General features: G+C 69.3%; 21 protein-coding genes. 11 read left to right on the top strand and 10 right to left on the bottom strand.

All coding sequences use genetic code 11. The features are described from left to right. The first annotated feature begins 213 nt into the window (after window positions 1-213). The gene (locus tag V5F63_RS09070; protein WP_209488728.1) at window positions 214-666 is read left to right on the top strand and encodes a hypothetical protein; all 453 of its coding nucleotides are present in this window, start codon (window positions 214-216) and stop codon (window positions 664-666) included. 10 nt (window positions 667-676) lie between these two features. Here the strand turns inward: V5F63_RS09070 and V5F63_RS09065 are convergent, their stop codons facing one another. The 3 genes from V5F63_RS09065 to V5F63_RS09055 form a co-directional block, all read right to left on the bottom strand. Then, window positions 677-2,029 (bottom strand): AmpG family muropeptide MFS transporter, encoded by a 1,353-nt coding sequence (locus V5F63_RS09065; RefSeq protein ID WP_394102226.1) that lies wholly within the window; start codon window positions 2,027-2,029, stop codon window positions 677-679. 108 nt (window positions 2,030-2,137) lie between these two features. Next, on the bottom strand, window positions 2,138-2,812 hold the full coding sequence (locus V5F63_RS09060) for a LuxR C-terminal-related transcriptional regulator (protein ID WP_209488726.1): 675 nt from the start codon (window positions 2,810-2,812) through the stop codon (window positions 2,138-2,140). Window positions 2,813-2,983: 171 nt separating this feature from the next. Further along, the gene (locus V5F63_RS09055; protein WP_394102225.1) at window positions 2,984-3,457 is read right to left on the bottom strand and encodes a secondary thiamine-phosphate synthase enzyme YjbQ; all 474 of its coding nucleotides are present in this window, start codon (window positions 3,455-3,457) and stop codon (window positions 2,984-2,986) included. A 105-nt stretch (window positions 3,458-3,562) separates the two neighbouring features. Here V5F63_RS09055 and V5F63_RS09050 point away from each other — a divergent pair, with 105 nt between their 5' ends. Continuing rightward, window positions 3,563-4,519, top strand: a complete 957-nt coding sequence (locus V5F63_RS09050) for an alpha/beta hydrolase (RefSeq protein ID WP_209488724.1) — start codon at window positions 3,563-3,565, stop codon at window positions 4,517-4,519. A gap of 212 nt (window positions 4,520-4,731) precedes the next feature. Here V5F63_RS09050 and V5F63_RS09045 read toward each other — a convergent pair whose 3' ends face one another. Both V5F63_RS09045 and V5F63_RS09040 read right to left on the bottom strand, forming a co-directional pair. After that, a complete protein-coding gene (locus V5F63_RS09045) occupies window positions 4,732-5,214 on the bottom strand; it encodes a hypothetical protein (protein WP_394102224.1) in 483 nt (160 codons plus the stop codon). 98 nt (window positions 5,215-5,312) lie between these two features. Further along, on the bottom strand, window positions 5,313-5,957 hold the full coding sequence (locus V5F63_RS09040; protein ID WP_394029371.1) for a 2-hydroxychromene-2-carboxylate isomerase: 645 nt from the start codon (window positions 5,955-5,957) through the stop codon (window positions 5,313-5,315). A gap of 43 nt (window positions 5,958-6,000) precedes the next feature. Between V5F63_RS09040 and V5F63_RS09035 the strand changes: the two genes are divergently transcribed. Beyond that, window positions 6,001-6,465 carry a hypothetical protein gene (locus V5F63_RS09035; RefSeq protein ID WP_394029372.1) on the top strand — a complete coding sequence of 155 codons (465 nt, stop codon included), beginning with the start codon at window positions 6,001-6,003 and terminating at the stop codon, window positions 6,463-6,465. Continuing rightward, on the top strand, window positions 6,462-6,911 hold the full coding sequence (locus V5F63_RS09030) for a hypothetical protein (RefSeq protein WP_394102223.1): 450 nt from the start codon (window positions 6,462-6,464) through the stop codon (window positions 6,909-6,911). Before V5F63_RS09035 ends, V5F63_RS09030 begins: the two co-directional genes overlap by 4 nt. 219 nt (window positions 6,912-7,130) lie before the next feature. Here V5F63_RS09030 and V5F63_RS09025 read toward each other — a convergent pair whose 3' ends face one another. Continuing rightward, window positions 7,131-7,583: a DNA polymerase III subunit chi gene (locus tag V5F63_RS09025; protein WP_209488719.1), complete on the bottom strand. Its 453-nt coding sequence runs from the start codon at window positions 7,581-7,583 to the stop codon at window positions 7,131-7,133. 121 nt (window positions 7,584-7,704) lie between these two features. On the opposite strand from V5F63_RS09025, the gene V5F63_RS09020 reads away from it, so the two are divergent. Then, the gene (locus V5F63_RS09020; RefSeq protein ID WP_209488718.1) at window positions 7,705-9,159 is read left to right on the top strand and encodes a sodium:proton antiporter; all 1,455 of its coding nucleotides are present in this window, start codon (window positions 7,705-7,707) and stop codon (window positions 9,157-9,159) included. A gap of 299 nt (window positions 9,160-9,458) precedes the next feature. Here V5F63_RS09020 and V5F63_RS09015 read toward each other — a convergent pair whose 3' ends face one another. From V5F63_RS09015 to fabD, 4 genes are all read right to left on the bottom strand, one after another. Further along, window positions 9,459-10,751 carry a cyclopropane fatty acid synthase gene (locus V5F63_RS09015; RefSeq protein ID WP_394102222.1) on the bottom strand — a complete coding sequence of 431 codons (1,293 nt, stop codon included), beginning with the start codon at window positions 10,749-10,751 and terminating at the stop codon, window positions 9,459-9,461. A 176-nt stretch (window positions 10,752-10,927) separates the two neighbouring features. Continuing rightward, window positions 10,928-13,441: a hypothetical protein gene (locus V5F63_RS09010; protein WP_394102221.1), complete on the bottom strand. Its 2,514-nt coding sequence runs from the start codon at window positions 13,439-13,441 to the stop codon at window positions 10,928-10,930. A gap of 130 nt (window positions 13,442-13,571) precedes the next feature. Continuing rightward, window positions 13,572-14,315: a 3-oxoacyl-[acyl-carrier-protein] reductase gene (gene fabG / locus V5F63_RS09005; RefSeq protein WP_209488715.1), complete on the bottom strand. Its 744-nt coding sequence runs from the start codon at window positions 14,313-14,315 to the stop codon at window positions 13,572-13,574. Window positions 14,316-14,449: 134 nt separating this feature from the next. Beyond that, a complete protein-coding gene (gene fabD / locus V5F63_RS09000) occupies window positions 14,450-15,436 on the bottom strand; it encodes an ACP S-malonyltransferase (RefSeq protein ID WP_394102220.1) in 987 nt (328 codons plus the stop codon). A gap of 216 nt (window positions 15,437-15,652) precedes the next feature. Here fabD and V5F63_RS08995 point away from each other — a divergent pair, with 216 nt between their 5' ends. The 6 genes from V5F63_RS08995 (at window position 15,653) to V5F63_RS08970 (ending at window position 19,720) form a co-directional block, all read left to right on the top strand. Continuing rightward, window positions 15,653-16,726 (top strand): polysaccharide deacetylase family protein, encoded by a 1,074-nt coding sequence (locus V5F63_RS08995; RefSeq protein WP_394102219.1) that lies wholly within the window; start codon window positions 15,653-15,655, stop codon window positions 16,724-16,726. 156 nt (window positions 16,727-16,882) lie between these two features. After that, complete coding sequence (locus V5F63_RS08990; RefSeq protein ID WP_394102218.1) at window positions 16,883-17,065, top strand: hypothetical protein; 183 nt, start codon at window positions 16,883-16,885, stop codon at window positions 17,063-17,065. After that, window positions 17,062-17,658 carry a hypothetical protein gene (locus V5F63_RS08985; RefSeq protein WP_394102217.1) on the top strand — a complete coding sequence of 199 codons (597 nt, stop codon included), beginning with the start codon at window positions 17,062-17,064 and terminating at the stop codon, window positions 17,656-17,658. The genes V5F63_RS08990 and V5F63_RS08985 overlap by 4 nt, the downstream gene beginning before the upstream one ends. 256 nt (window positions 17,659-17,914) lie before the next feature. After that, complete coding sequence (rpsF, locus tag V5F63_RS08980; RefSeq protein ID WP_209488712.1) at window positions 17,915-18,367, top strand: 30S ribosomal protein S6; 453 nt, start codon at window positions 17,915-17,917, stop codon at window positions 18,365-18,367. After that, a complete protein-coding gene (gene rpsR / locus V5F63_RS08975; protein WP_168456403.1) occupies window positions 18,367-18,627 on the top strand; it encodes a 30S ribosomal protein S18 in 261 nt (86 codons plus the stop codon). The genes rpsF and rpsR overlap by 1 nt, the downstream gene beginning before the upstream one ends. A 139-nt stretch (window positions 18,628-18,766) precedes the next feature. Further along, window positions 18,767-19,720 (top strand): DUF2232 domain-containing protein, encoded by a 954-nt coding sequence (locus tag V5F63_RS08970; RefSeq protein ID WP_394102216.1) that lies wholly within the window; start codon window positions 18,767-18,769, stop codon window positions 19,718-19,720. Window positions 19,721-19,751: the final 31 nt, after the last annotated feature.

Below are 19,751 nucleotides of genomic sequence, written 5' to 3'. Positions count from 1 at the left end.
GGATCCACGTATCCGCCGCTCCGGTGCCAGTGTGGCGATCATCCTGCCGGCTGAGGGGGCGACCGCCCGCACAAGGCGGGCGATGACATCCCCAGGAAAGCGCCCGCCCTTCGGGCCATTTTCCGCCATCCGGTCCGGGCGCGAGCGATGCCATAACTCCGGATGGCGGCTTCGTCCCGCGTGCCGCCCGTCCTCGCCTGCCCGGAGCGCTGCATGAACTGGATCCTGCCGGACCGCATCGACAATCACTTTCCCGGCCATCGCGCGGTGGTGGCGGTGTTCGCGGCGATCACCGCCATGACCATCGGGCGCAGCCTGTTCCACATGTTCGCGCCGGATGGCGGGGCGCAATCGGTGGCGCATATCCCGCTCGACACCTTCTCGCCGGTGCAGGCGGGTCAGGCGGTGATCTTCGTCTTCGCGCTCTGGGGCCTGTCGCAGCTCATCATGGGGCTCTTCTACGTGGTGGCGCTGGCGCGCTACCGGGCGCTGATCCCGCTGCTGCTGGTCTTCATGTTCGTGGAATATGCCGGCCGCTATCTCCTCGGCCACATGCGGCCGCTGGATGTCACCCACGCGCCGCCGGGCAAGATCCTGGATCATGTGATGATCCCGCTCGCCCTCGTGCTGCTCTGGTTCAGCCGTCCGGCCTTCGGCCGGCGCTGAGGCGCGCCGGTCAGGCCTTCTCCCGCGCCAGCTCGGCGAAGTGCCCCTTCGTCTGCAGCCAGAACAGCACGGCAAGGCCCGGCAGTCCGGCGACGGCGGTCAGGATGAAGAACACCGGCCAGCCCGACGCCTCCGCGATGGCGCCGCTGGAGGAGCCGAGCAGCGTGCGGCCCACCGCCGTCAGCGCGGTGAGGAGCGCATACTGGGTCGCGGTGTGCTCCCGTGCGCCGCACAGGGCCGAGAGATAGGCGACGAAGATCACCGTGCCGACGGCGCTGGTGAAGTTCTCGACAAGGATGACGCCCGTCAGCACCGCCTCGTTCGGCCCCGCATAGGCCTGGAGGGTGAAGCCGAGGTTGGAGGCCATCTGCAGCACGCCGGAAATCCACAGGCACGTCACCAGCGGACGCTCGCGCGCAAGCCACGCCCCCGCGAAGCTGCCGGCGATGGTGCCGCCGAAGCCCACCACCTTCACGATTTCCACGTAGGTCGCCTTCGAGAAGCCGATATCCAGCACGAACGGCCCGGTGAGCACGCCGGCGAAGGCATCGCAGAATTTGAACAGCATCACGAACAGCAGGATCATCACCGCCTGGTTGCGGCGGAGGAACTCGCCGAACGCGCCCACCGTGGTGGCGACGAGCCGGTGGCCGGTGCCTTCGTCCTTCGCGCGCACCGGCGCCGTGGGCTCGCGGGCGAAGAGGGTGGCGCCGACGCCGATGAGGACGCATCCGGCGGCGATCATGTAGCCCCAGAACCAGCTCGTGCCGCGCGGCAGGCCCAGCGCCGTTTCCAGATAGGCGACCAGCGCGATGACGCCGGCGCCGGTGGCCAGCATGGCGATGCGATAGCCGGTGACGTAGCCGGCCATGCCGGCCGCCTGCTCGCCGGCGCTTTCCAGCCGCTCCACGCGGAAGGCGTCCACCGCGATGTCCTGCGTCGCCGAGGCGATGGCGACGGCGAGCGCGCAGGCGGCGACGCCGAAGGGCGCGGCGATGGGGTCCTGGAGCGCCAGCGCGGCGATGGCGGCGATGAGCACGATCTGGCAGGTCAAAAGCCAGCCGCGCCGCCGGCCGAGCAGGCGGGAGAGGAGCGGCACGTCCACCGCGTCCAGCACCGGCGCCCAGAGGAATTTCAGGGTGTAGGGCAGGCCCACGAGGCTGAACAGGCCGATGGCGGTGAGCGTCACCCCCACGTCCTTCATCCACAGCGAGAGCGTGCCGCCCACCAGCGCCAGCGGCAGGCCGGAGGAGAAGCCGAGCAGGCTGACGGACAGCACGTCGCGCTGGGTGTAGAGCGCGACCGCCTCCTTCAGGGTGCGGCGCCGGGGGCCTTCAGCGCCGCTCAGGCTTTGCTCGGTCATCTTGATCCTTCCGCCGTTCCCGCGACGCCGCAGGCGTGCCGGTCCCCGCCCTGTTTAGGACGGAGCGGTGAAGAGGTCCCTACCGCGGCGGAGCCGGCCAGCCCGCGCTCACGCCTGCGGATGGCTCCACAGGCCCTGCTCCACCTTGGACACGGCGATCACGGCCTGGGTGCGGCTTTCCACCCCGAGCTTCTGCAGGATGGCGGAGACGTGCGCCTTCACCGTCGCCTCGGAGACGGACAGCTCGTAGGCGATCTGCTTGTTGAGCCGGCCCTCGGCCAGCATCATCAGCACCCGCACCTGCTGGGGCGTGAGGGTGGAGAGGCGGGCGATGATGGCGTCGGTCTCGGCGTCGGCCTTGGTGGTCACGTTGATGTCGGGCGGCAGGAAGGTCTCGCCCTTCAGCACCTGCGCCACCGCATCGCGCATGCTGCCGACGCTCATGCTCTTGGGGATGAAGCCGGAGGCGCCGAGATCGATGCAGCGGCGGATCACCGCCGGCTCCTCGTTGCCGGAGACCACCACCACCGGGATCGCCATGTATTGCGCGCGCAGATAGATGAGGCCGGAAAAGCCCCGCGCGCCCGGCATGGTGAGGTCGAGGAGGATGAGGTCGAAATCCGCGTCGCGTTCCAGAAGCGCGGTCAGGTCGTCGAAGGTGCCGACCTCCTCGATCCGTGCGTCGGCGCTGCGGCCGAGCACCGCCTCGCGCAGGGCGCCGCGGAACAGGGGATGGTCGTCGGCTATGACGAGGCGCAGTCCGTTCCCGGCATCTTCCACCATGCTTCCTCCCCCGCAAGGCTTCCGCTTCTTGTCGCGCAGCCGCCGCAACGCCAGAGCGCAATCCGACCAAGCTAAACCAACTTGATGGGTGAATCGCCCTCTAAACTCACGAAGAGCACGCACGAATCAATCTTGCGATCATCAATCCGTGGCGAACCGGTGACAAGCCGATCAGGGAAATTGACCAAGCGTTCCGGTGAAAGTCAAAACCACCTCCCGGCGATGCGGCCGGTCACGGTGCTCCACGAGATAGAGGCCCTGCCATGTGCCGAGCCACGGCCGCCCGCCGCGCACCGGGATGGAGAGGCTCGCGTCGCTCAGCATGGTGCGCACATGGGCCGGCATGTCGTCCGGCCCCTCGGTGTCGTGGACCCAGCGGAAAGTGCGCGGCGCGAGGGTGCGCAAGGCGGTGAGGAGATCGGTCTGCACATCCGGGTCGGCATTCTCCTGGATGGTGAGGGAGGCCGATGTGTGCCGGCAGAAGACGGTCAGCACGCCGTCGCCGGCCGCGATCTCGGTGAGGAAGGCGGTGGCCTCGCGGGTGATGTCGGTGAAGCCCTCGCCGGGGGTCTCCACCTGGAGCGTCGCCTCGGCGTGGCGCACGGCCCCGCTCAGTCTCGCCGGGGTGCGGCTGGTGCGCGCCATGGTGATCTCTCCTCCTGCTTGCGCGGTTCTCGCCCGCCACGTACCAGTTCACGGCCTGCCGCGCCGCCTTTTCGGACGGCGACGCCCAAGATCTAGGGTCCATCCATGTCGAAGCTGGTTCTCGATCCCGCCGTGTTCTCCGACGCGGCCATCGCGCCGGACACGCGCATGGTCAACGATGCCATCGTGAAGGCCCTCGGCGCGATCCCGGACCGCTGGGCGGCGCCGCTGGCCGACATCCGTGCCGCCCGCCTCGCCGGCAAGGGCACGTTCCCGCTGTCGCCGGAGAGCCCGCGCGCCTCGGTGGAGACCATCCCCGGCCCGCGCGGTGCGGTGCCGGTGCGCATCTTCATGCCGGACGGGGCGCCCAAGGGCGTCTATTTGCACATCCATGGCGGCGGCTGGACGGTGGGCTCGGCGCGCGAGAACGAGGCGCTGCTCGACCGCATCGCCGCCAATTGCGGGCTGGCGGTCGTGTCGGTGGATTATGCCCTCGCGCCGGAAGTCCCCTATCCCGCAGGCCCCGACGATTGCGAGGCGGCGGCGCTGTGGCTGGTGAAGGAGGGCAAGGCCCGCTTCGGCACCGAGCGCTTCGCCATCGGCGGCGAATCGGGCGGCGCGACGCTGGCGGTCGTCACCCTGCTGCGGCTGCGCGACCGCCACGGCCTCAGCCCCTTCTCCGCCGCCGTGCTCACCGCCGGCTGCTACGATCTGCGCCTGACCGCCTCCGTCCGCAACTGGGGCGACCTGCCGCTGGTGCTGAACACGCGGGACGTGACCTTCTTCGTCAACAACTACCTGCGCCTCGAAGGCAAGGCGGACGATCCCGACGTGTCGCCTCTCCTCGCCAACCTCAAGGGCCTACCCAAGGCGTTGTTCATCGTCGGCAGCCGCGACCTTCTGGTGGACGACACCCTCTTCATGGCCAACGCGTGGGCTGCGGCCGGGAACGGGACGGAGCTGGACGTCTATCCCGGCGGCTGCCACGTCTTCATCGCCTTCCCGGGCAGCATCTCCGATCAGGCGCTGAAGCGGGTGGATGGGTATCTGGCGGATTTCTGAGGGGAGAGTTGTCTGCGCATTCTCGCGTCCCGGACGCATGCAGCGCAGCGGAATGCGCGCCGGGACCCAGCGCAAAAAGACCGCCGAAGGCGCAGCAGCGTCTCCCTCTCCCCTTGCGGGAGAGGGAGGATGCCCGCTGCGCGGGAACCCTCACCTGGCCTCGGATCAGCGCTCCGGCTCCGCCGCCGCGTGTCCGGGGCGCAAGGCCGCTCTCAGAGCCGCTCCTGCCCGTTGGGCGAGCGGAACTCGTCGATCATCCCCCTCAGGCGGCGATAGAAGCGCTCGGCATAGGCCAGCGCCTGGTCAATGTCCGACGTGTCGGGGCTGGCGTTCGGCCCGGCACCGGGCGACGGAGGCAAGGGCGGGATGGGCGGAAGCTGGGCCGAGCGGCGCAGGGTCTCGTTCTCCGCCTGCAGGCGTGCGATCTCCGCCTCGTAGGCGTCGCGCGTATCCGGCACCGCCTCGCAGGTGAAGCCGGTGCCGCGTTTCGCGCACAGGGAGACGCGGCCGGTTTCGCGGTCGAGCTTGAGCGCGCCGCCCTCCACCGGGGCGAAGGAGAAGCGCGGCGCCGCCGTGTCGCCGGGCGGCACCGGCACCGGCGCCTGCGCGAGGGCCGGGGCCGCGAGAAGGCTCGCGGCGAGGGCCGCCGCGAGGGGAAGTCCGGCCGAATGCGCCGGGGCTGTCGGGAAGACCATGCGCGCCTCCAAATCCCGCCTCACGTCCCGCGGCCATTCCGCCGCGTCATCGTCGCTAGATAAGCACGCCGATCGGGGCCGGAAGGGGGCGGACGGGATCAGGCCACATCCGGCTTGTAGGGCGCCCGTCCCGAGGTGAGGGCATCGTCCAGCAGGTCGATGCGATCCTGGCCCCAGAACACCTCGCCGTCGAGCACGTAGGACGGCGCGCCGAACACGTCGGCGGCGAGGGCCTTCGCGCGGTTCTCAAGATAGATGGCGGCGATCTTTTCCTCCCCCGCCGCCGCGACCAGATCGGCACCGGGCAGGCCCACCGCGTCGGCGCAGGCGGCGATGACCTCGGGCAGAGCGAGGTTCTCCTGCCGCACCCAGACGCCGGAGAAGATGCGCTCCATCAGGTCGCCGGGCGCGTGCCCCGCCTCGATGGCGGCGATGATGGTCTGGTCGGCGAGCGTGCCGTCGAACGGCCAGTGGGCGGGATGGACCTTGAGGTCCACACCGCGCTTCTCGCGCCAGCGCTGCAGTTCGAGGATGCGATAGCGCTGGCGCGGCGGGGCGCGCTTGGGCAGCGGCAGGCCACCGGTCTCGGCGAAGACGGGGCCGAGCGACACCGGATGGAAGCGCACCTCGACCCCGTGGCGGGCGGCCACCGCCATCACCGGGCCATGGCCGAGGAAGGTCCAGGGGCTCACGCTGGAGAAGAAATAGTCGAGGGTGCGCGGCGCGGCGTTGGTCGGGCTCATATGGGGCAGGCCTCTTTAGGGATCGTCCTTGGGCGGGAGGGGGATGCTAGAGCGCGATCCGATCAAGTTGAACAACTTGATCGGTGAATCGTCCTCTTTCGACAAGAAAGCCGCTTTTCACCGCCTTGAAGCCCGCGATGTCGGTTCATCGCGGATCAATCGCCCGATCCGGCAGTTGTTGCTTGCGCAGGGCGGCTTGACAGGACGGGGCGCGGTGCTTCCCTCTCAGGCGCCCGGAGACGATCCGGGAGGCGGCATGGGCGACGAACGGGAATCCGAGCTGGTCGGGCTCCAGAGCGAGCTGGCGGGGGTGGCCCTCAGGGCGGCCATGTCGAAGGATCCGCCCAGCGGACCCGAGGCGGTCGCCGCCGCCGGGAGCGCCAGGGCGCGGCGGACCGTGCGGATGAGCCCGCTGGCGTGGATGGCGGTGGCCTTCGTCGCCGGTACGGTGGCAGGCTCGCTGCTCCAGCCGGTCCGGTGGGTGCGCAGAGGAAGGGACGCGGGATGAATTTCGACCAGCTTTCGCGGAATCTGAAGATTCTGCTGCGCACCAACACGATCATCGCCGAAATCCACCTGCGCCACATCGCGGCGCGCACGGGCCTCTTCGCCTTTGCCGCCTTGGTGGCGAGCTTCGGCGTGGTGATGCTGGGCGTCGCGCTGTTCCTGGCGCTGGAGCAATCCATGGGGCCGATCTGGGCGGCCGTGACGGTGGGCGGCGGCGGGCTGCTGCTCGCCCTCATCGTCGCCATCATCGGCGCCTCGCTGAAGCCCTCGCGCGAACTGGCTCTGGCCAACCAGGTGAGCCAGTCGGCCATGGACGCGGTGGCCGCGGACATGCGCGCCACCCAGGCCAACGTCGCCTCCTACGCCTCCCTCGCCGCCGTGCCGGGCCTCGTGCTGCCGGCGCTGACGCTGCTGTCGCGGCTGTTCCGCCGCCGGCCGCGGGCGTAGGAACTCTCGGGCTCCGTCATCCCCGGCTTGTCCGGAAGTCGGCTGCTGCCGACTTCCGTTCGCAAAGGCAGGACCCCGGTTGCAGCCGGGTTCCGGGGGATTCACTTTGCCGTTTGAGCGATGCGCGGATGCGTGACCCCGCCGAACCGTGGATCGCCCGCACAAGGCGGGCGATGACGGACCACGGAGATCGCTCCTCCGAGGGTAACGCCCGGCTGCTCACGCCTTGCGAACCCAGCGCCCGTTCTCATCCTGTTGCCAGTAGGTGAGTTCGTTGCCGGGCGCCGCCTTCGCCTCGCGCCAGCGCTCGCGCGCCTTGGCCACCTGCTCGTCGTCGCGCCCGTCGAACAGGTGGACGACCCGCGCATAGGGCGAGGCATCGGCCAAAGGCACCGCATCCACCAGGAAGCGCACCTGCGCGCCGTTGGGGTTCGCCTCGGTGGTGGCGATGAGCACCGGCTGGCGCTCAGGCAGGGGCTGAGCCTCCGTTCCATGGGGCAGGAAGGACGCCTCGCTGTAGGTCCAAAGGTGGGAATCGAGCGCGTCCCGCCGCTCCGCCGAGCCGCACTGCACCACGCACCGCCAGCCGCGCTCCAGCGACTTCTCCAGCAGCATCGGCAGCACCTGTTCCAGCGGGCGGCGCTCAAGGTGATAGAAGAGGATCTCGGTCATCGGGCCGAGCTTATCACGACGCGCCGCGCACCGCCCCCGACCGCCGTCGCGGCTGGTTTGGCCTTGCCACATGCCGGCCCTTCGTCCATCAAAACCGGAGGGATCAAACTGGAGGGTGGCGATGACGGCGCCGGGTCGCGGGTTGAGGGTCGCTTCGGGCGTTGCAGCAACACTCCTCCTGACCACCCTCTCGGCCGCGCCGGCACTGGCGGCGGACGGCGTGCCCGCCCTCAACGGCGCCGCGCTCCCCCTGCTCTGGGGCATTCCCTTCGCCGGCATGCTGCTGTCGATCGCGCTTTTCCCGCTGCTTGCCCCGCACTTCTGGCACCATCATTACGGCAAGGTGGCGCTGTTCTGGGCGCTGGCCTTCGCGGTGCCGTTCTCGCTCACCTACGGGCCGTCGGCGACCGCGCACGAGGTGGTGCACACGGCGCTCCTGGAATACATCCCCTTCATCATCCTGCTGTTCGCCTTGTTCACCGTGTCCGGCGGCATCCTCGTCACGGGCAACCTCCGGGGCACGCCCCTGCTGAACACGGTGATCCTCGCCATCGGCACGGTGATCGCCAGCCTCATCGGCACCACGGGCGCCTCCATGGTGCTGATCCGCCCGCTGCTGCGCGCCAACGACAACCGCCGGCACAATGTGCACACGGTGGTGTTCTTCATCTTCCTCGTGTCGAACATCGGCGGCTCGCTGACGCCGCTCGGCGACCCGCCCCTGTTCCTCGGCTTCCTGAAGGGCGTGAACTTCTTCTGGACCACCACCCACCTCTTCCACGACACCCTCGTGGTGGCGGCCATCCTGCTCGGCGCCTTCTACATCCTCGACCGCTTCTTCTATTCGCGGGAAGACGAGATCATCCGCCACCCGCCGGACCCGACGCCGACCACGGACAGCATCGGCCTGCGCGGCGCGCAGAACATCCCGCTGCTCGGCGGCATCATCGGCGCCATCCTCGTCTCGGCGCTGTGGAAGCCCGGCATCAATTTCAACGTCTACGGCACCCATGTGGAGCTGCAGTGGGTGGTGCGCGACGTGCTGCTCATCGTCTTCGCGCTGATCTCGCTCGCCATCACCCCGGCGCTGGTGCGCGAGCGCAACGGCTTCGACTGGGAGCCCATCCGCGAGGTGGCGAAGCTGTTCGCCGCCATCTTCCTCACCATCATCCCGGTGATCGCCATCCTGAAGGCGGGCAGCAGCGGCGCGCTCTCCCCCCTCGTCGATCTCGTCACCGGGCCGGACGGACAGCCGGTGAACGTCTGGTACTTCTGGCTGACGGGCGCGCTCTCCGCCTTCCTCGACAATGCGCCGACCTATCTGGTGTTCTTCAATCTCGCCGGCGGCGATCCCCACCAGTTGATGGGGCCGCTGGCGGTGACGCTGGAGGCCATCTCGGCCGGCGCGGTGTTCATGGGCGCCATCACCTATATCGGCAATGCGCCGAATTTCATGGTGCTCTCCATCGCCCGCCATCGCGGGGTGAAGATGCCGAGCTTCTTCGGCTACATGGCGTGGTCCTTCACCTTCCTGCTGCCGCCCTTCGCGCTGATCACCTGGCTGTATTTCGTCTGAGTGGCGGGGGCGCCGGGGCCGGAACGCCGTCGTGCTTCGGACGCCATACAGCGTTGGCCAAAGGCACCGTCCCGCTGCGCGGGGGGTGTTGCGCTGGACCCCGGCTCGGCGCTCCGGCTTTCGCCGTCGCTGGTCCGGGGAGCGGGCCGCCGGCTGATCGCAGCCGTCGTGCTCCGGCTTGACCGGAGCACCCATCCCGCCGATTGCGCCGGCGGCACCATGGGCCCTCCGGTCACGCCGGAGGGCGACGGACCGCTCGGCGCGGCGCCGCTCACCTCCACGCGGTGCCGAAACCGCCCCTACTCCCCCGCCAGCCGCAGCGGCGCGGCGCGGGCGGCTTCCGCCTGCCGCAGCCGCGCTTCGGCCTCGGCGATGTAGCCGCGTGTCAGCGGCACCGCATCCTGCCGGCGGGCGAGCTGGATCTGGAACACGTTCAGGCCCTGGTGGCGAAACCCCATCTCGCTGGCGGCGAGGTAGAAGTCCCACATGCGGCAGAACCGCTCGTCGGTGAGGCGCACGGCCTCGTCCCGGCGGGCGCGGAAGCGCTGGCGCCACGCCTTCAACGTCTGCGCATAATGCAGGCGCAAAAGCTCGATGTCGGTGATGAAGAGGCCGCTCTTCTCGATGTGCGGCGTCACTTCCGACAAGGCCGGGATGTAGCCGCCGGGGAAGATGTATTTGGCGATGAACGGATTGGTGACGCCCGGCGGATCGGAGCGGCCGATGGCGTGCAGCAGCATCACCCCGTCCTCCTTCAGCAGGCTCCGCGCCTTGCGGAAGAAGGCGCCGAAATGGTCCACGCCCACATGCTCGAACATGCCCACCGAGACGATGCGGTCGAACGGCCCCTCCACGTCCCGGTAGTCCCGCAAGGCGAAGGACACGCGCTCCCCCAGCCCCCGCTCCCCGGCGCGGGCGGTGGCGAGGGCCAGTTGCTCCTGAGAGAGCGTGACGCCGGAAACCTCCGCCCCCGCCACGTCCGCAAGATAGAGGGCAAGCCCGCCCCAGCCGGAGCCGATGTCGAGCACCCGGAGCCCCGGCCGGTCCAGCACCAGCTTTGCCGCCACATGGCGCTTCTTGGCGAGCTGGGCGTCGTCGAGGCTCTGCCCCTCATGCTCGAAATAGGCGCAGCTGTATTGCCGGTCGTGATCGAGGAAGAGGGAATAGAGCCGGCCGTCGATGTCGTAATGGTGGGCCACGTTGGCCCGCGACCGCTCGGGCGGGTTGAACTGGGCGATGCGCCGCCCGAGCCGCCGCAGCATGTGGAACGCCTTGGCCGGCACGCTCGGATTGAAGGAGGCCGGCTGCGACATGAGCAGGGCGAGGAGATCGGCGATGTCGCCCGCCTCCATCACCAGCTCGCCGTCCATATAGGCCTCGCCCAGCTTCAGCTCGGGGTCGAGGACAATGCCGCGCTCGGCCTGCGGGGTGGTGAAGCGCACGGCAAGGAGGGGCTCTTGGTGCGGGGCCTCTTGGGGCGGCCCGTCGCGGGGCGGGGCGTTCACGGTGAAGCTCCGGCCCGTGGCCGTCGTGACCTTCAGCGCGCCATTCACGATGACGCGCCGCAGCAGTATTTCCAGCAACCGGTCCATCGGCCGCCTCCGCGCTCGCCCGCTCGGTCCTTTCCCGCTTCCCGGCCAAAGACGATCCGGCCCGCCTCCTGCGACCCGAAGTTCCCGGCCTGAAGCGCCGCAACCTCGAAATGAAAACACCAACCGTGCCGCACCGCAATACGGCACGCGACGATTTGACTCAGGTGCTCGGCAGCTCAGGGCGTCGGGCCGGTGCAGACGTCGGAGCGCGTGGCCAGGGCCGACCACACCGCGCTCACCGCCGCGCGGTTGTTGCAGCGGTCGGGGGTGGGCTCCAGCTGCTCGTGCAGGTTCATCTGCACCGGCTTGGACAGCCACCAGCTCATGGAGACCTGGCGGATCTTCTCCGGCGTTGCGGTGCCCACGGGGCAGCGGCCGGCGCTGTCCTCGGGCCAGACCTTGATCTGCACGAGGTTCACCGGGCAGCGCCCGCCGAAGCGGGCGTCGAGCCAGGCCGAGGCGTGGGCGACGGCAAGCCGGCCGCGTCCGCCGCGCACCGCGCCGATGGCGCCGAGCGGGCCGGCGACCTCGGGCAGCAGGCTGCTCTCCTCGGCATCCGGAACCACCACGCCGCGCGCGGTGCGCTCCTCGGTGAGCACGCTCTGGGGATCATTGGAGATGACGAGGATGAAGGGCGCGAGCGCCGGCTCCACATCCACGATGGCCTGCGCGAGTTCGAGGGCGCTCTCGGCCCCGAAATTCTCGAAATAGCCGCCGTCCACGATGCGGTCCACCACGTCCGTGTCCACTTGGTAGATGGCGCCCGGCGGCGAGATCACCGGGAAGCGGGCGGAGTTGGTGGCCGCCGTGGAGAGGCGCACGTCGAGGTCCGAGCGCACGAGGCTGTGGAAGTCGATGGCGTGGGTGAAGATGGGGCACTCGGCATTGGGGCCGCCGCTCGGGCAGCGGCTCGACGCCGCGTAGGTCGGCAGGAGATCGGTGGTGATGATCCGCTGGCCGGTCTCCACCGACGTGCCGTTGAGCACCAGATAGGGCACCCAGTGCGCGGGATCGCGCGGGGCGCCGAGGAACGGCTCGGAGAGGCGGCGCGCGGCGCCGGGGCCGGCCGGCGCGCCGGTCGCGCCCGCATGGCGGGCGAAGCTCGCCTCCCAGGCCTCCTCCAGCAGCGCGGCACGGTCGCGCAGGAAGAGCTGCACCTGATCGTGGAAGGCGAGGCCGAAGAAGGTGGAGGTGAGGAAGTCGTCCGCCGTCATGCTCTCCAGGCAGTCGCGCCAGCCGTTGATGGCGCCGCCGAACCAGTGGGCCGGCGCCTCGGCGGGGCACGGCGGCGCGTTGCCAATGCGTCCGGACAGGGCGGCGGCCACCACCGCCGCGCCATAGGCGCCGCCCGAGACGCCGGAGATGGCGAACAGGCGGGTGGCGATGTCCTTGCTCTGGAGCTGCTGCCCGTCGAGCGCGCTCTGGATGGCCGGGGTGAAACGCCCGTCGTCCCGGGCCGCGCGGCTCACCTTGGAGCCGTCCGCGCGGGTGAAGGCGAAGGCCTGCTTCTGGCGGTCGTAGTCCAGGAAATGGCCGATCACGCTGGCGGTGAAGAAGCCGGCCCGGCTCGCCCCGCCGGCGGCGGCGACGATCACGGGGCGCGGGCAGGAGGCGGGCATCTCGGCGCAGCCGTTGGCCTGCATCCACAGGTGGACCGCCTGCACGAGGCCGGTGCGCCGATGCGCCGGCTCGTCGGCCACCACGGTGCGCACCGCGTGGTTGTCGCCGAACACATAGACGCCGACGGCCCCGGCGACGAACAGGCCGGTCAGGATCGGCACATGGAAGCGCCGCCCCACGGAGGAGAGGTAGGCGAGGATCGGCACCCAGCCGCCGAAGATCAGCGGCACGGCAAAAGCGAGCGGCAGCCGCGCCGCGAGCCAGTGCGGGCTGGCCACCAGCACCGCCACCACCAGCAGCGCGTAGACAAGGAGGACGAGCCGGCCCGTGGCGTGGAGCTGACCCTCGGCATCGTCCCGCCGGGGGGCGATGCCCAGCAGCGCGAACACCGGCTTCAGCCAGCGCCCCAGCACGCGGTCGAACGCCGCGAGGGCACCCACCCGCGTCAGCCGCCCGCGCAGCACGCAATAGAGATAGAAGAGCGGTGCCGCCGCCAGCATGGCCCACATCAGCACCGTAAGCTGGTGGTGGGCGGCCTCGATGGCCGGGCGGTCGGCGAGTGTCGGCAGGTTGGCGATGGCGGCATAGGCGCCGATCGCGAAGATCAGGAAGGGCAGCACGCCGATGAGACGGGGCACCTCGCGCACCATGGCGGCCATCAGCCCGTCGTGCCCCGCAATGCCACGGCGGCCCGCGGCGGAATCGCGCCGGGCGACCTTGGCAGCGAGGCCGTTGTCCGTCTCCACCAGCAGCCGCGCGGCGTAGTGCACCGGCATGGCCCACAAGAGGAAGACGGCGCCGACGAGGGAGAGGATTGCGCGGGAGAGGCCGGCCGCCGCACCCACCGGGGCGCCGGCCATGGCGACATCGAGGGTCACGTCCTGCGCCTGCGTCACGCCCGCCATCAGCGCGAGGCCAAGGAGGACGCTGAAGAGCGGAACGCGCAAGACCCAGAGGACGAGCGCGAAATCGAGAATGCGGTCCCAGACGCGCCCGACCCGGCCTTTCGGCCTCCGGCGCAACGACAGCTCAGCCGGCTGCGAGCCCGCGCGCACCCGCTCTATCCTCATGCGTGCCTCCCGTCCCCCGCACGCTTCTTGAAGATAGATCAGTTCCGATCCCGCTTACAACGTCCGCCCGGTTGAAGGTCCCGGGCGGACGCCGAAAAGCGGTATCGGAAGGCGTCAGATCATCGCCAGATCAAATCATCGCCATGCCGCCGTTGACGTGCAGCGTCTGGCCGGTGACGTAGGCGGCCTCGTTGGAGGCGAGGTAGACGCAGGCGGCGGCGATATCCTCCGGCGTGCCGAGCTTGTTGGCGGGCACGGCCTTGAGGATGCCCTCGCGCTGCTTCTCGTTGAGCGCGTCGGTCATCGGCGTGGCGATGAAGCCGGGGGCGATGCAGTTCACCGTCACCCCGCGCGAGGCGACTTCCTGCGCCAGCGACTTGGACATGCCGATCATGCCGGCCTTGGCGGCGGCATAATTGCCCTGGCCCGCATTGCCGGTGACGCCGACGATGGAGGTGATGGAGATGATGCGGCCGGAGCGGCGGCGCATCATGGTGCGCACGGCCGCGCGCGACAGGCGGAAGGCGGCGGTGAGGTTCACCGCGATCACCTGGTCCCACGCCTCATCCGACAGGCGCATGAAGATGTTGTCGCGGGTGATGCCGGCATTGTTGACGAGGATGTCCACATGCCCGCCCAGCGCCTCCTCGGCGGCGGGGATGAGCTTCTCCACCTCTTCGGTGTTGCCGAGGTTGCAGGGCAGCACGATGACGCGCTCGCCGCCCATCTCGGCGGCGATGGCATCGAGCGCCTCGCGGCGGGTGCCGGAGACGGCGACGGTGGCGCCCTGGGCATGCAGCGCCTTGGCGATGGCGCCGCCGATGCCGCCGGTGGCGCCGGTCACGAGCGCGGTCTTGCCGGTCAAATCGAACATGTCAGCCCCCAGTTTCTTTCGGGTGTCGCGGCTTTTGCGCCGCCGGTTGTATCGGCTTGGTCGGATGGTGTCCCGACACAAGGGCGCCCTCGCCCGGATTTTTCCGGGGAGGGCGCCCGTGCGGTGAAAAAATGTCAGGCGGCGGAAGCGGCCGCGTTGCGGGCGGCGATGAAGGCCGCCACATCGTCGGGCGTGCCCACGGCGCTCGCCGCGATCTGCTTGTCGATGCGCTTCACGAGGCCGCAGAGCACCTTGCCGGCGCCCACCTCGACCACGCGGGTGACGCCCGCGCCGGCCATGTAGATCACGCTCTCGCGCCAGCGCACGGTGCCCGTCACCTGCTCCACGAGCAGGCGGACGATCTCGGCCGGGTCGGTCACCGGGGAGGCGCGCACATTGGCCACCAGCGGCACGCGCGGCGTCATCACGGTGGAGCCGGAGAGGGCCACTTCCATGGCCTCGGCGGCAGGGCCCATGAGGCGGCAATGGAAGGGGGCGGACACCGGCAGCAGCACCGCCTTCAGCGCGCCGCGCTCCTTGGCGATGAGAATGGCGCGCTCCACGGCGGCCTTGGTGCCGGAGACCACCACCTGTCCGGGCGCGTTGTCGTTGGCCGCCTCGCACACGTCGTCGCCAGCGGCTTCCGCCGCCACCGCGACGGCCTGGTCGTAGTCGAGGCCAAGCAGAGCGGCCATGGCGCCTTCGCCCACCGGCACCGCATCCTGCATGGCGCGGCCGCGGATGCGCAGAAGCCGCGCCGCCTCGGTGAGGGTGAGCGCGCCGGAAGCCGCCAGCGCCGAATATTCGCCCAGCGAATGGCCGGCGACGAAGGCCGCCTCGCGGGCGAGATCGAGCCCCGCTTCCGATTCGAGCACGCGAAGGGCGGCAATGGATACCGCCATCAGCGCCGGCTGGGCGTTGGCGGTGAGGGTCAGCACATCGGCCGGACCCTCCCACATGATGCTGGTGAGGCTTTCGCCGAGGGCGGCATCCACTTCCTCGAACACGGCCCTGGCGGCGGGGAAATTGTCGGCGAGGGCCTTGCCCATGCCCACGGCCTGGCTGCCCTGACCGGGAAAAATGAAGGCGGTCTGGGGTGTTGTGCGCGACCCTTCGGTCATGGGCGGCCCTCCGGCTGGAAATTGGGGAGCGGAGAGACACCGGGATTGTGGGGGAGTCAAGGCAAGGTAACCGGCGGCACGCCGATGGCGCGATTGTCAACCCGTCCTTACGATGAGGAAACTGGGGGTTGGCCACGCCCGCTTCACAATTTATCCATAACGAGCGATGGACATTGGGCGCCGACAGGTACGTCCGCATCAGAAAGTGGTTCCGCCGTGAAGCCTGAAGTGAAGGCCATCCGGGGATTTCCGGCGCTTCTTGCCGCCGCGCTCCTCTCCGCCACCGTCATCGTCCCCGCCTGCGCGCAGACGCTGACGCCGTCCGGCACTGCGCCTTCCGCGCCGCCCACCTCCACCTTCACCCCGGCGAAGCCCGCGCTGATGACCGGCCCCGTGCCCTCCTCCATGATGGAGCCGGCCCCGGCCAACCTGCCGGCGAGCACCGGCATGGCCGCCCCGGCGGCGGCCTCCGGCGGGACCGACCCGCACAATCTCGTCGCCTATTCCTCGGCGGTGGTGGATGGCCCCTACATCGCCATCACCTTCGACGACGGCCCGAACCCCGAGACCACCCCGCGCCTCTTGAAGATGCTGGAGCAGCGCGGCATCAAGGCCACCTTCTTCGTGCTCGGCAGCCGCGCCGTCGCCTCGCCCAACATCATCAAGCAGATGGTCGCGCAGGGGCACGAGGTGGCGAACCACTCCTGGGATCATCCCCAGTTGCCCAAGATCCCGCAGGCTGCCGCCGACAAGCAGATCGGCGACACCAACGCCGCCATCGAGCAGATCACCGGCCTCAAGATCCGCAACGTGCGCCCGCCCTACGGCGCCATGACCCCGGCGCTGCGCGCGCACCTGCGCGAGAAATTCGGCTCCACCTTCATCTACTGGTCCGTGGACCCGCTGGACTGGAAGGACCGCAACCCGCAGCTTATCCACGACCGCATCGTGAACAATGTCCACGCGGGGGCGATCATCCTCGTGCACGACATCCACCCGACCACGGTGGACGCCATGCCGAAGACGCTCGATGACCTTCTGGCCAAGGGCTACAAGTTCGTCACCGTCGCCCAGCTCATCGCCATGAACAAGGGCGTGCCCGAGCCCAAGGTCGCCGCCCTCAACCCGGCGCCGAAGAAGAAGCCGAAGCCCCAGGGCACGGCTGCGACGGCCAGCGCCAGCACCGCCGGCTCCACCGCCGCGAAGCCGGCCTCCACCGCTCCCAAGCCTGTCAGTGCCAGGCCGGCGTCGACAGCGCCGCGCCCGCCGGCCAGCGTCGGGCTGTATTGAGGGACTGGGGCGGGAGGAACCCGACGCGGCCGCCGCAATTAGTCATAGAAGCCAATTTGCTCGTTGCACCCTTCATGGCGGTGAGCAAAAATTACCCGTCACATGCGGCTGCGTCGGCGTTAGGTGCGGGCATCCCTTCTTGATCGGGAGTCGACGATGGCGAACAGCGAGCGCAACGAAAAAATTCTCAAGGCGATCCAAGCCAAGACAAAGCGCGTGACTGTCTCCAAAAAGGCGGCCCGCGATTCCCTCGTCGAAGAGGGAATTTACACGAAGAAGGGCAAGCTCCGCGCGGCGTTCGGCGGATCCGAGCCCAAGAAGGACGCTGAAGCTGCTTGAGCCGCCTCGCGACCTCCTTTGTGCTTGGCTACCACGGCTGCGAGGCGTCCGTTGCTCGTGACGCCGTGCTGGGCAATGTGCGACTGCTCCAGAGCGACAGAGACTATGACTGGCTCGGACCGGGCGCCTATTTCTGGGAATCTGACCCTCTCCGCGCGATGGAGTGGGCGAACTGGAAGGTCTCGGCAGGCCAATATAAGACGGCAGCAGTGGTGGGCGCGGTGATCGACCTTCGGAACTGTCTTGATCTCGTCTCGCGGGAAGACATCGAACTCGTTCGGGCAGCCCACGATTCCTTCGTCGAAGTGCAGAAAACCGCCGGATTGCCGATCCCTCAGAACCGCAGTCCCCGAGGCTCCGGCGACAAGGACCGGGTGCTTCGCTTCCTGGATTGTGCCGTCTTGCGGCATCTCCACGAGATTATCGAGGAGGCTTCGAGGAACAATCCCGAGATCGTGCCCTTTGATACGGTCCGGGGGATGTTCGTCGAAGGCGGCAGGGCGTTCAGGGGAAGCGGGTTCTACAGCAAGAGCCACGTGCAGATCGCCGTTCGCAATCCGGCCTGCATCAAGGGCATATTCTATCCTATGTGATGATCACGCCCGCCCCCTCCCGCCTTGCCTTTCCGGGGAAACCTGTTATACGCCCCGCTTCCGTCGCACCCGGCCGGGGGCTGAACGGACGGTCTTCTTTTGTCGCGGCCCATCCTCCGGGGTGGCCAAGGTTCAGGAAGGCAGGGTGAGAGCCCGTCGTCCCGTGTCCCCGCCTTCCGAGCTTCGCGCCTTTCCGAAAGGCAAGAAGGGCTTGGCGCCGGTGGGCGGAAAAGTGAAACCGAAAGGCAGTGAACACATGCCGCTCTACGAGCACGTGTTCCTCGCGCGCCAGGATGTCACGGCGCAGCAGGTCGAGGAACTCACCACCCGGTTCAAGGGTGTTATCGAGGCGAATGGCGGCTCGGTCGGAAAGACCGAGTATTGGGGCGTGAAGTCCCTCACCTATCGCATCAACAAGAACCGCAAGGCCCACTTCACCCTGCTCAACATCGACGCCCCCGCGGCGGCGGTGCAGGAGCTGGAGCGCCAGCAGCGCATCGACGAGGACGTCCTGCGCGTCCTCACCCTGCGCGTCGAGGAGCACGAGGAGACCCCCTCCGCCATGCTCCAGAAGCGTGACCGGGACGATCGTGGCGAGCGCGGAGAGCGTGGCGACCGCGGTGATCGTGGTGACCGCTTCGGCGGCCGCGAGGATCGCCCCCGCCGTCCGCGTCCGACTGAAGAAGTGCAGGCCGAGGAGGAGAACTGATGGCTTTCGCATCGTCCGGTGGCGCCGGCGGCGGCCAGCGCCGTCCTTTCTTCCGCCGTCGCAAGACCTGCCCCTTCTCCGGCCCGAACGCGCCGAAGATCGACTACAAGGATGTGCGTCTCCTGCAGCGCTACATCTCCGAGCGCGGCAAGATCGTGCCCTCGCGCATCACGGCGGTCTCCGCCAAGAAGCAGCGCGAGCTGTCCGCCGCCATCAAGCGCGCGCGGTTCCTGGGCCTGCTGCCCTTCGTGATCCGCTGATCGCGTGATCCGCTGATCCGGTTCGCCCTCCTCCGGGAGGGCGAACCTATTTTAAGACGCGCTTCGGGGAATGACCCCCGGATCGTCTGCTGGGGCGGAAATCCCGCCTCTAACCGCACCCGCGGGACAGCTTGTCGAGATGGTGTACCTTCTTCTCACAGGCGTGGCTGCCGGCCTCGCATCCGCCCTTCTTGCCGCCGGAGCCGCGGCGGGATCGGCGCTGGCCGTGCCCCTGTTCTATCTCTCGCCCCTGCCGGTGATGATCGCCGGCATCGCCTTCTCGCCCCTGGCGGCTTTCGTCGCCGTGATGGTGGGCGGCGCGGGGCTCGGCCTCGGCTTCGGCGGCACCTTCCTCCTCACCTATGTGGTCAGCCTCGGCGGGCCGGCGTTCGCCCTGGCCTATGCGGCGATGCTGGCGCGGCCCGATCCGGCCGGCCGCGACGGGCTGGTGTGGTTCCCGGTGGGTGGGCTGGTGCTGCTCTCCGCCGGGCTTTCGACGCTCGCGGTCATCATCGCCTTGTTCGCCGTGGCGGGGGATTACGAGACCTACCGCCGCGCGGTGATCGCCGCGTTCGAGGCGCTGCTCTCGGGCCAGGTGCTGCCCGGCGCTGAGCCGGCCGATCCTTCCGCCGTCGGCGCCCTCGTCGCACGCCTGCTGCCGGGCATGGCGGCGGTGATGTCCATGGTCTCGCAGCTCGTCTGCCTTTATCTCGCGGCCCGCGCCGCGCGGATCTCCGGCCGCCTCAGGCGTCCGTGGCCGAACCTGTCGGCCGTCCGCCTGCCGCCCGCGACCTCGCTGGTGCTGGCGGTGGCGATCGCCCTGTCCATGGCGGGAGCGATGGTCGGGCTGTCGGCCTCCGCCGCGGCCGCGACGCTGGTGTGCGCCTACGCGCTCGCGGGCTTCGCCGTGGTGCATGCCGTGACCATCGGCCATTCGGCCCGTTTCCTCATCCTCGCCGGGCTGTGGCTCACCACGGCCATGCTCGGCTGGCCGGTCATCGCCATGGCGGTGCTCGGCTTCGTCGACGCCATGTTCGACTTCCGCTCGCGCATGGGCTCCGGGCAAAGCCCGCCCGCCGCGAACGACCGCTGAAATTCAACCAAATCCAACGATCAGAGACAGG

Origin of the sequence: Xanthobacter wiegelii (assembly GCF_043193855.2) — a bacterium.
Lineage (GTDB): Bacteria > Pseudomonadota > Alphaproteobacteria > Rhizobiales > Xanthobacteraceae > Xanthobacter > Xanthobacter flavus_A.
Note: the sequence above shows the minus strand (reverse complement) of the source record. Positions and strands in the feature narration are given on the sequence as shown.

What these genes read in the sequence shown, in the direction of transcription:
- V5F63_RS09070 (WP_209488728.1), top strand. Translation starts at nt 214, where the DNA reads ATGAACTGGATCCTGCCGGACCGCATCGACAATCACTTTCCCGGCCAT.
- V5F63_RS09065 (WP_394102226.1), bottom strand. Translation starts at nt 2,029, where the DNA reads ATGACCGAGCAAAGCCTGAGCGGCGCTGAAGGCCCCCGGCGCCGCACC.
- V5F63_RS09045 (WP_394102224.1), bottom strand. Translation starts at nt 5,214, where the DNA reads ATGGTCTTCCCGACAGCCCCGGCGCATTCGGCCGGACTTCCCCTCGCG.
- V5F63_RS09050 (WP_209488724.1), top strand. Translation starts at nt 3,563, where the DNA reads ATGTCGAAGCTGGTTCTCGATCCCGCCGTGTTCTCCGACGCGGCCATC.
- V5F63_RS09010 (WP_394102221.1), bottom strand. Translation starts at nt 13,441, where the DNA reads ATGAGGATAGAGCGGGTGCGCGCGGGCTCGCAGCCGGCTGAGCTGTCG.
- V5F63_RS08970 (WP_394102216.1), top strand. Translation starts at nt 18,767, where the DNA reads ATGGTGTACCTTCTTCTCACAGGCGTGGCTGCCGGCCTCGCATCCGCC.
- V5F63_RS09025 (WP_209488719.1), bottom strand. Translation starts at nt 7,583, where the DNA reads ATGACCGAGATCCTCTTCTATCACCTTGAGCGCCGCCCGCTGGAACAG.
- V5F63_RS09020 (WP_209488718.1), top strand. Translation starts at nt 7,705, where the DNA reads ATGACGGCGCCGGGTCGCGGGTTGAGGGTCGCTTCGGGCGTTGCAGCA.
- V5F63_RS09055 (WP_394102225.1), bottom strand. Translation starts at nt 3,457, where the DNA reads ATGGCGCGCACCAGCCGCACCCCGGCGAGACTGAGCGGGGCCGTGCGC.
- V5F63_RS08990 (WP_394102218.1), top strand. Translation starts at nt 16,883, where the DNA reads ATGGCGAACAGCGAGCGCAACGAAAAAATTCTCAAGGCGATCCAAGCC.
- V5F63_RS09030 (WP_394102223.1), top strand. Translation starts at nt 6,462, where the DNA reads ATGAATTTCGACCAGCTTTCGCGGAATCTGAAGATTCTGCTGCGCACC.
- fabD (WP_394102220.1), bottom strand. Translation starts at nt 15,436, where the DNA reads ATGACCGAAGGGTCGCGCACAACACCCCAGACCGCCTTCATTTTTCCC.
- V5F63_RS09015 (WP_394102222.1), bottom strand. Translation starts at nt 10,751, where the DNA reads ATGGACCGGTTGCTGGAAATACTGCTGCGGCGCGTCATCGTGAATGGC.
- fabG (WP_209488715.1), bottom strand. Translation starts at nt 14,315, where the DNA reads ATGTTCGATTTGACCGGCAAGACCGCGCTCGTGACCGGCGCCACCGGC.
- V5F63_RS09035 (WP_394029372.1), top strand. Translation starts at nt 6,001, where the DNA reads ATGCTAGAGCGCGATCCGATCAAGTTGAACAACTTGATCGGTGAATCG.
- rpsF (WP_209488712.1), top strand. Translation starts at nt 17,915, where the DNA reads ATGCCGCTCTACGAGCACGTGTTCCTCGCGCGCCAGGATGTCACGGCG.
- V5F63_RS09040 (WP_394029371.1), bottom strand. Translation starts at nt 5,957, where the DNA reads ATGAGCCCGACCAACGCCGCGCCGCGCACCCTCGACTATTTCTTCTCC.
- rpsR (WP_168456403.1), top strand. Translation starts at nt 18,367, where the DNA reads ATGGCTTTCGCATCGTCCGGTGGCGCCGGCGGCGGCCAGCGCCGTCCT.
- V5F63_RS09060 (WP_209488726.1), bottom strand. Translation starts at nt 2,812, where the DNA reads ATGGTGGAAGATGCCGGGAACGGACTGCGCCTCGTCATAGCCGACGAC.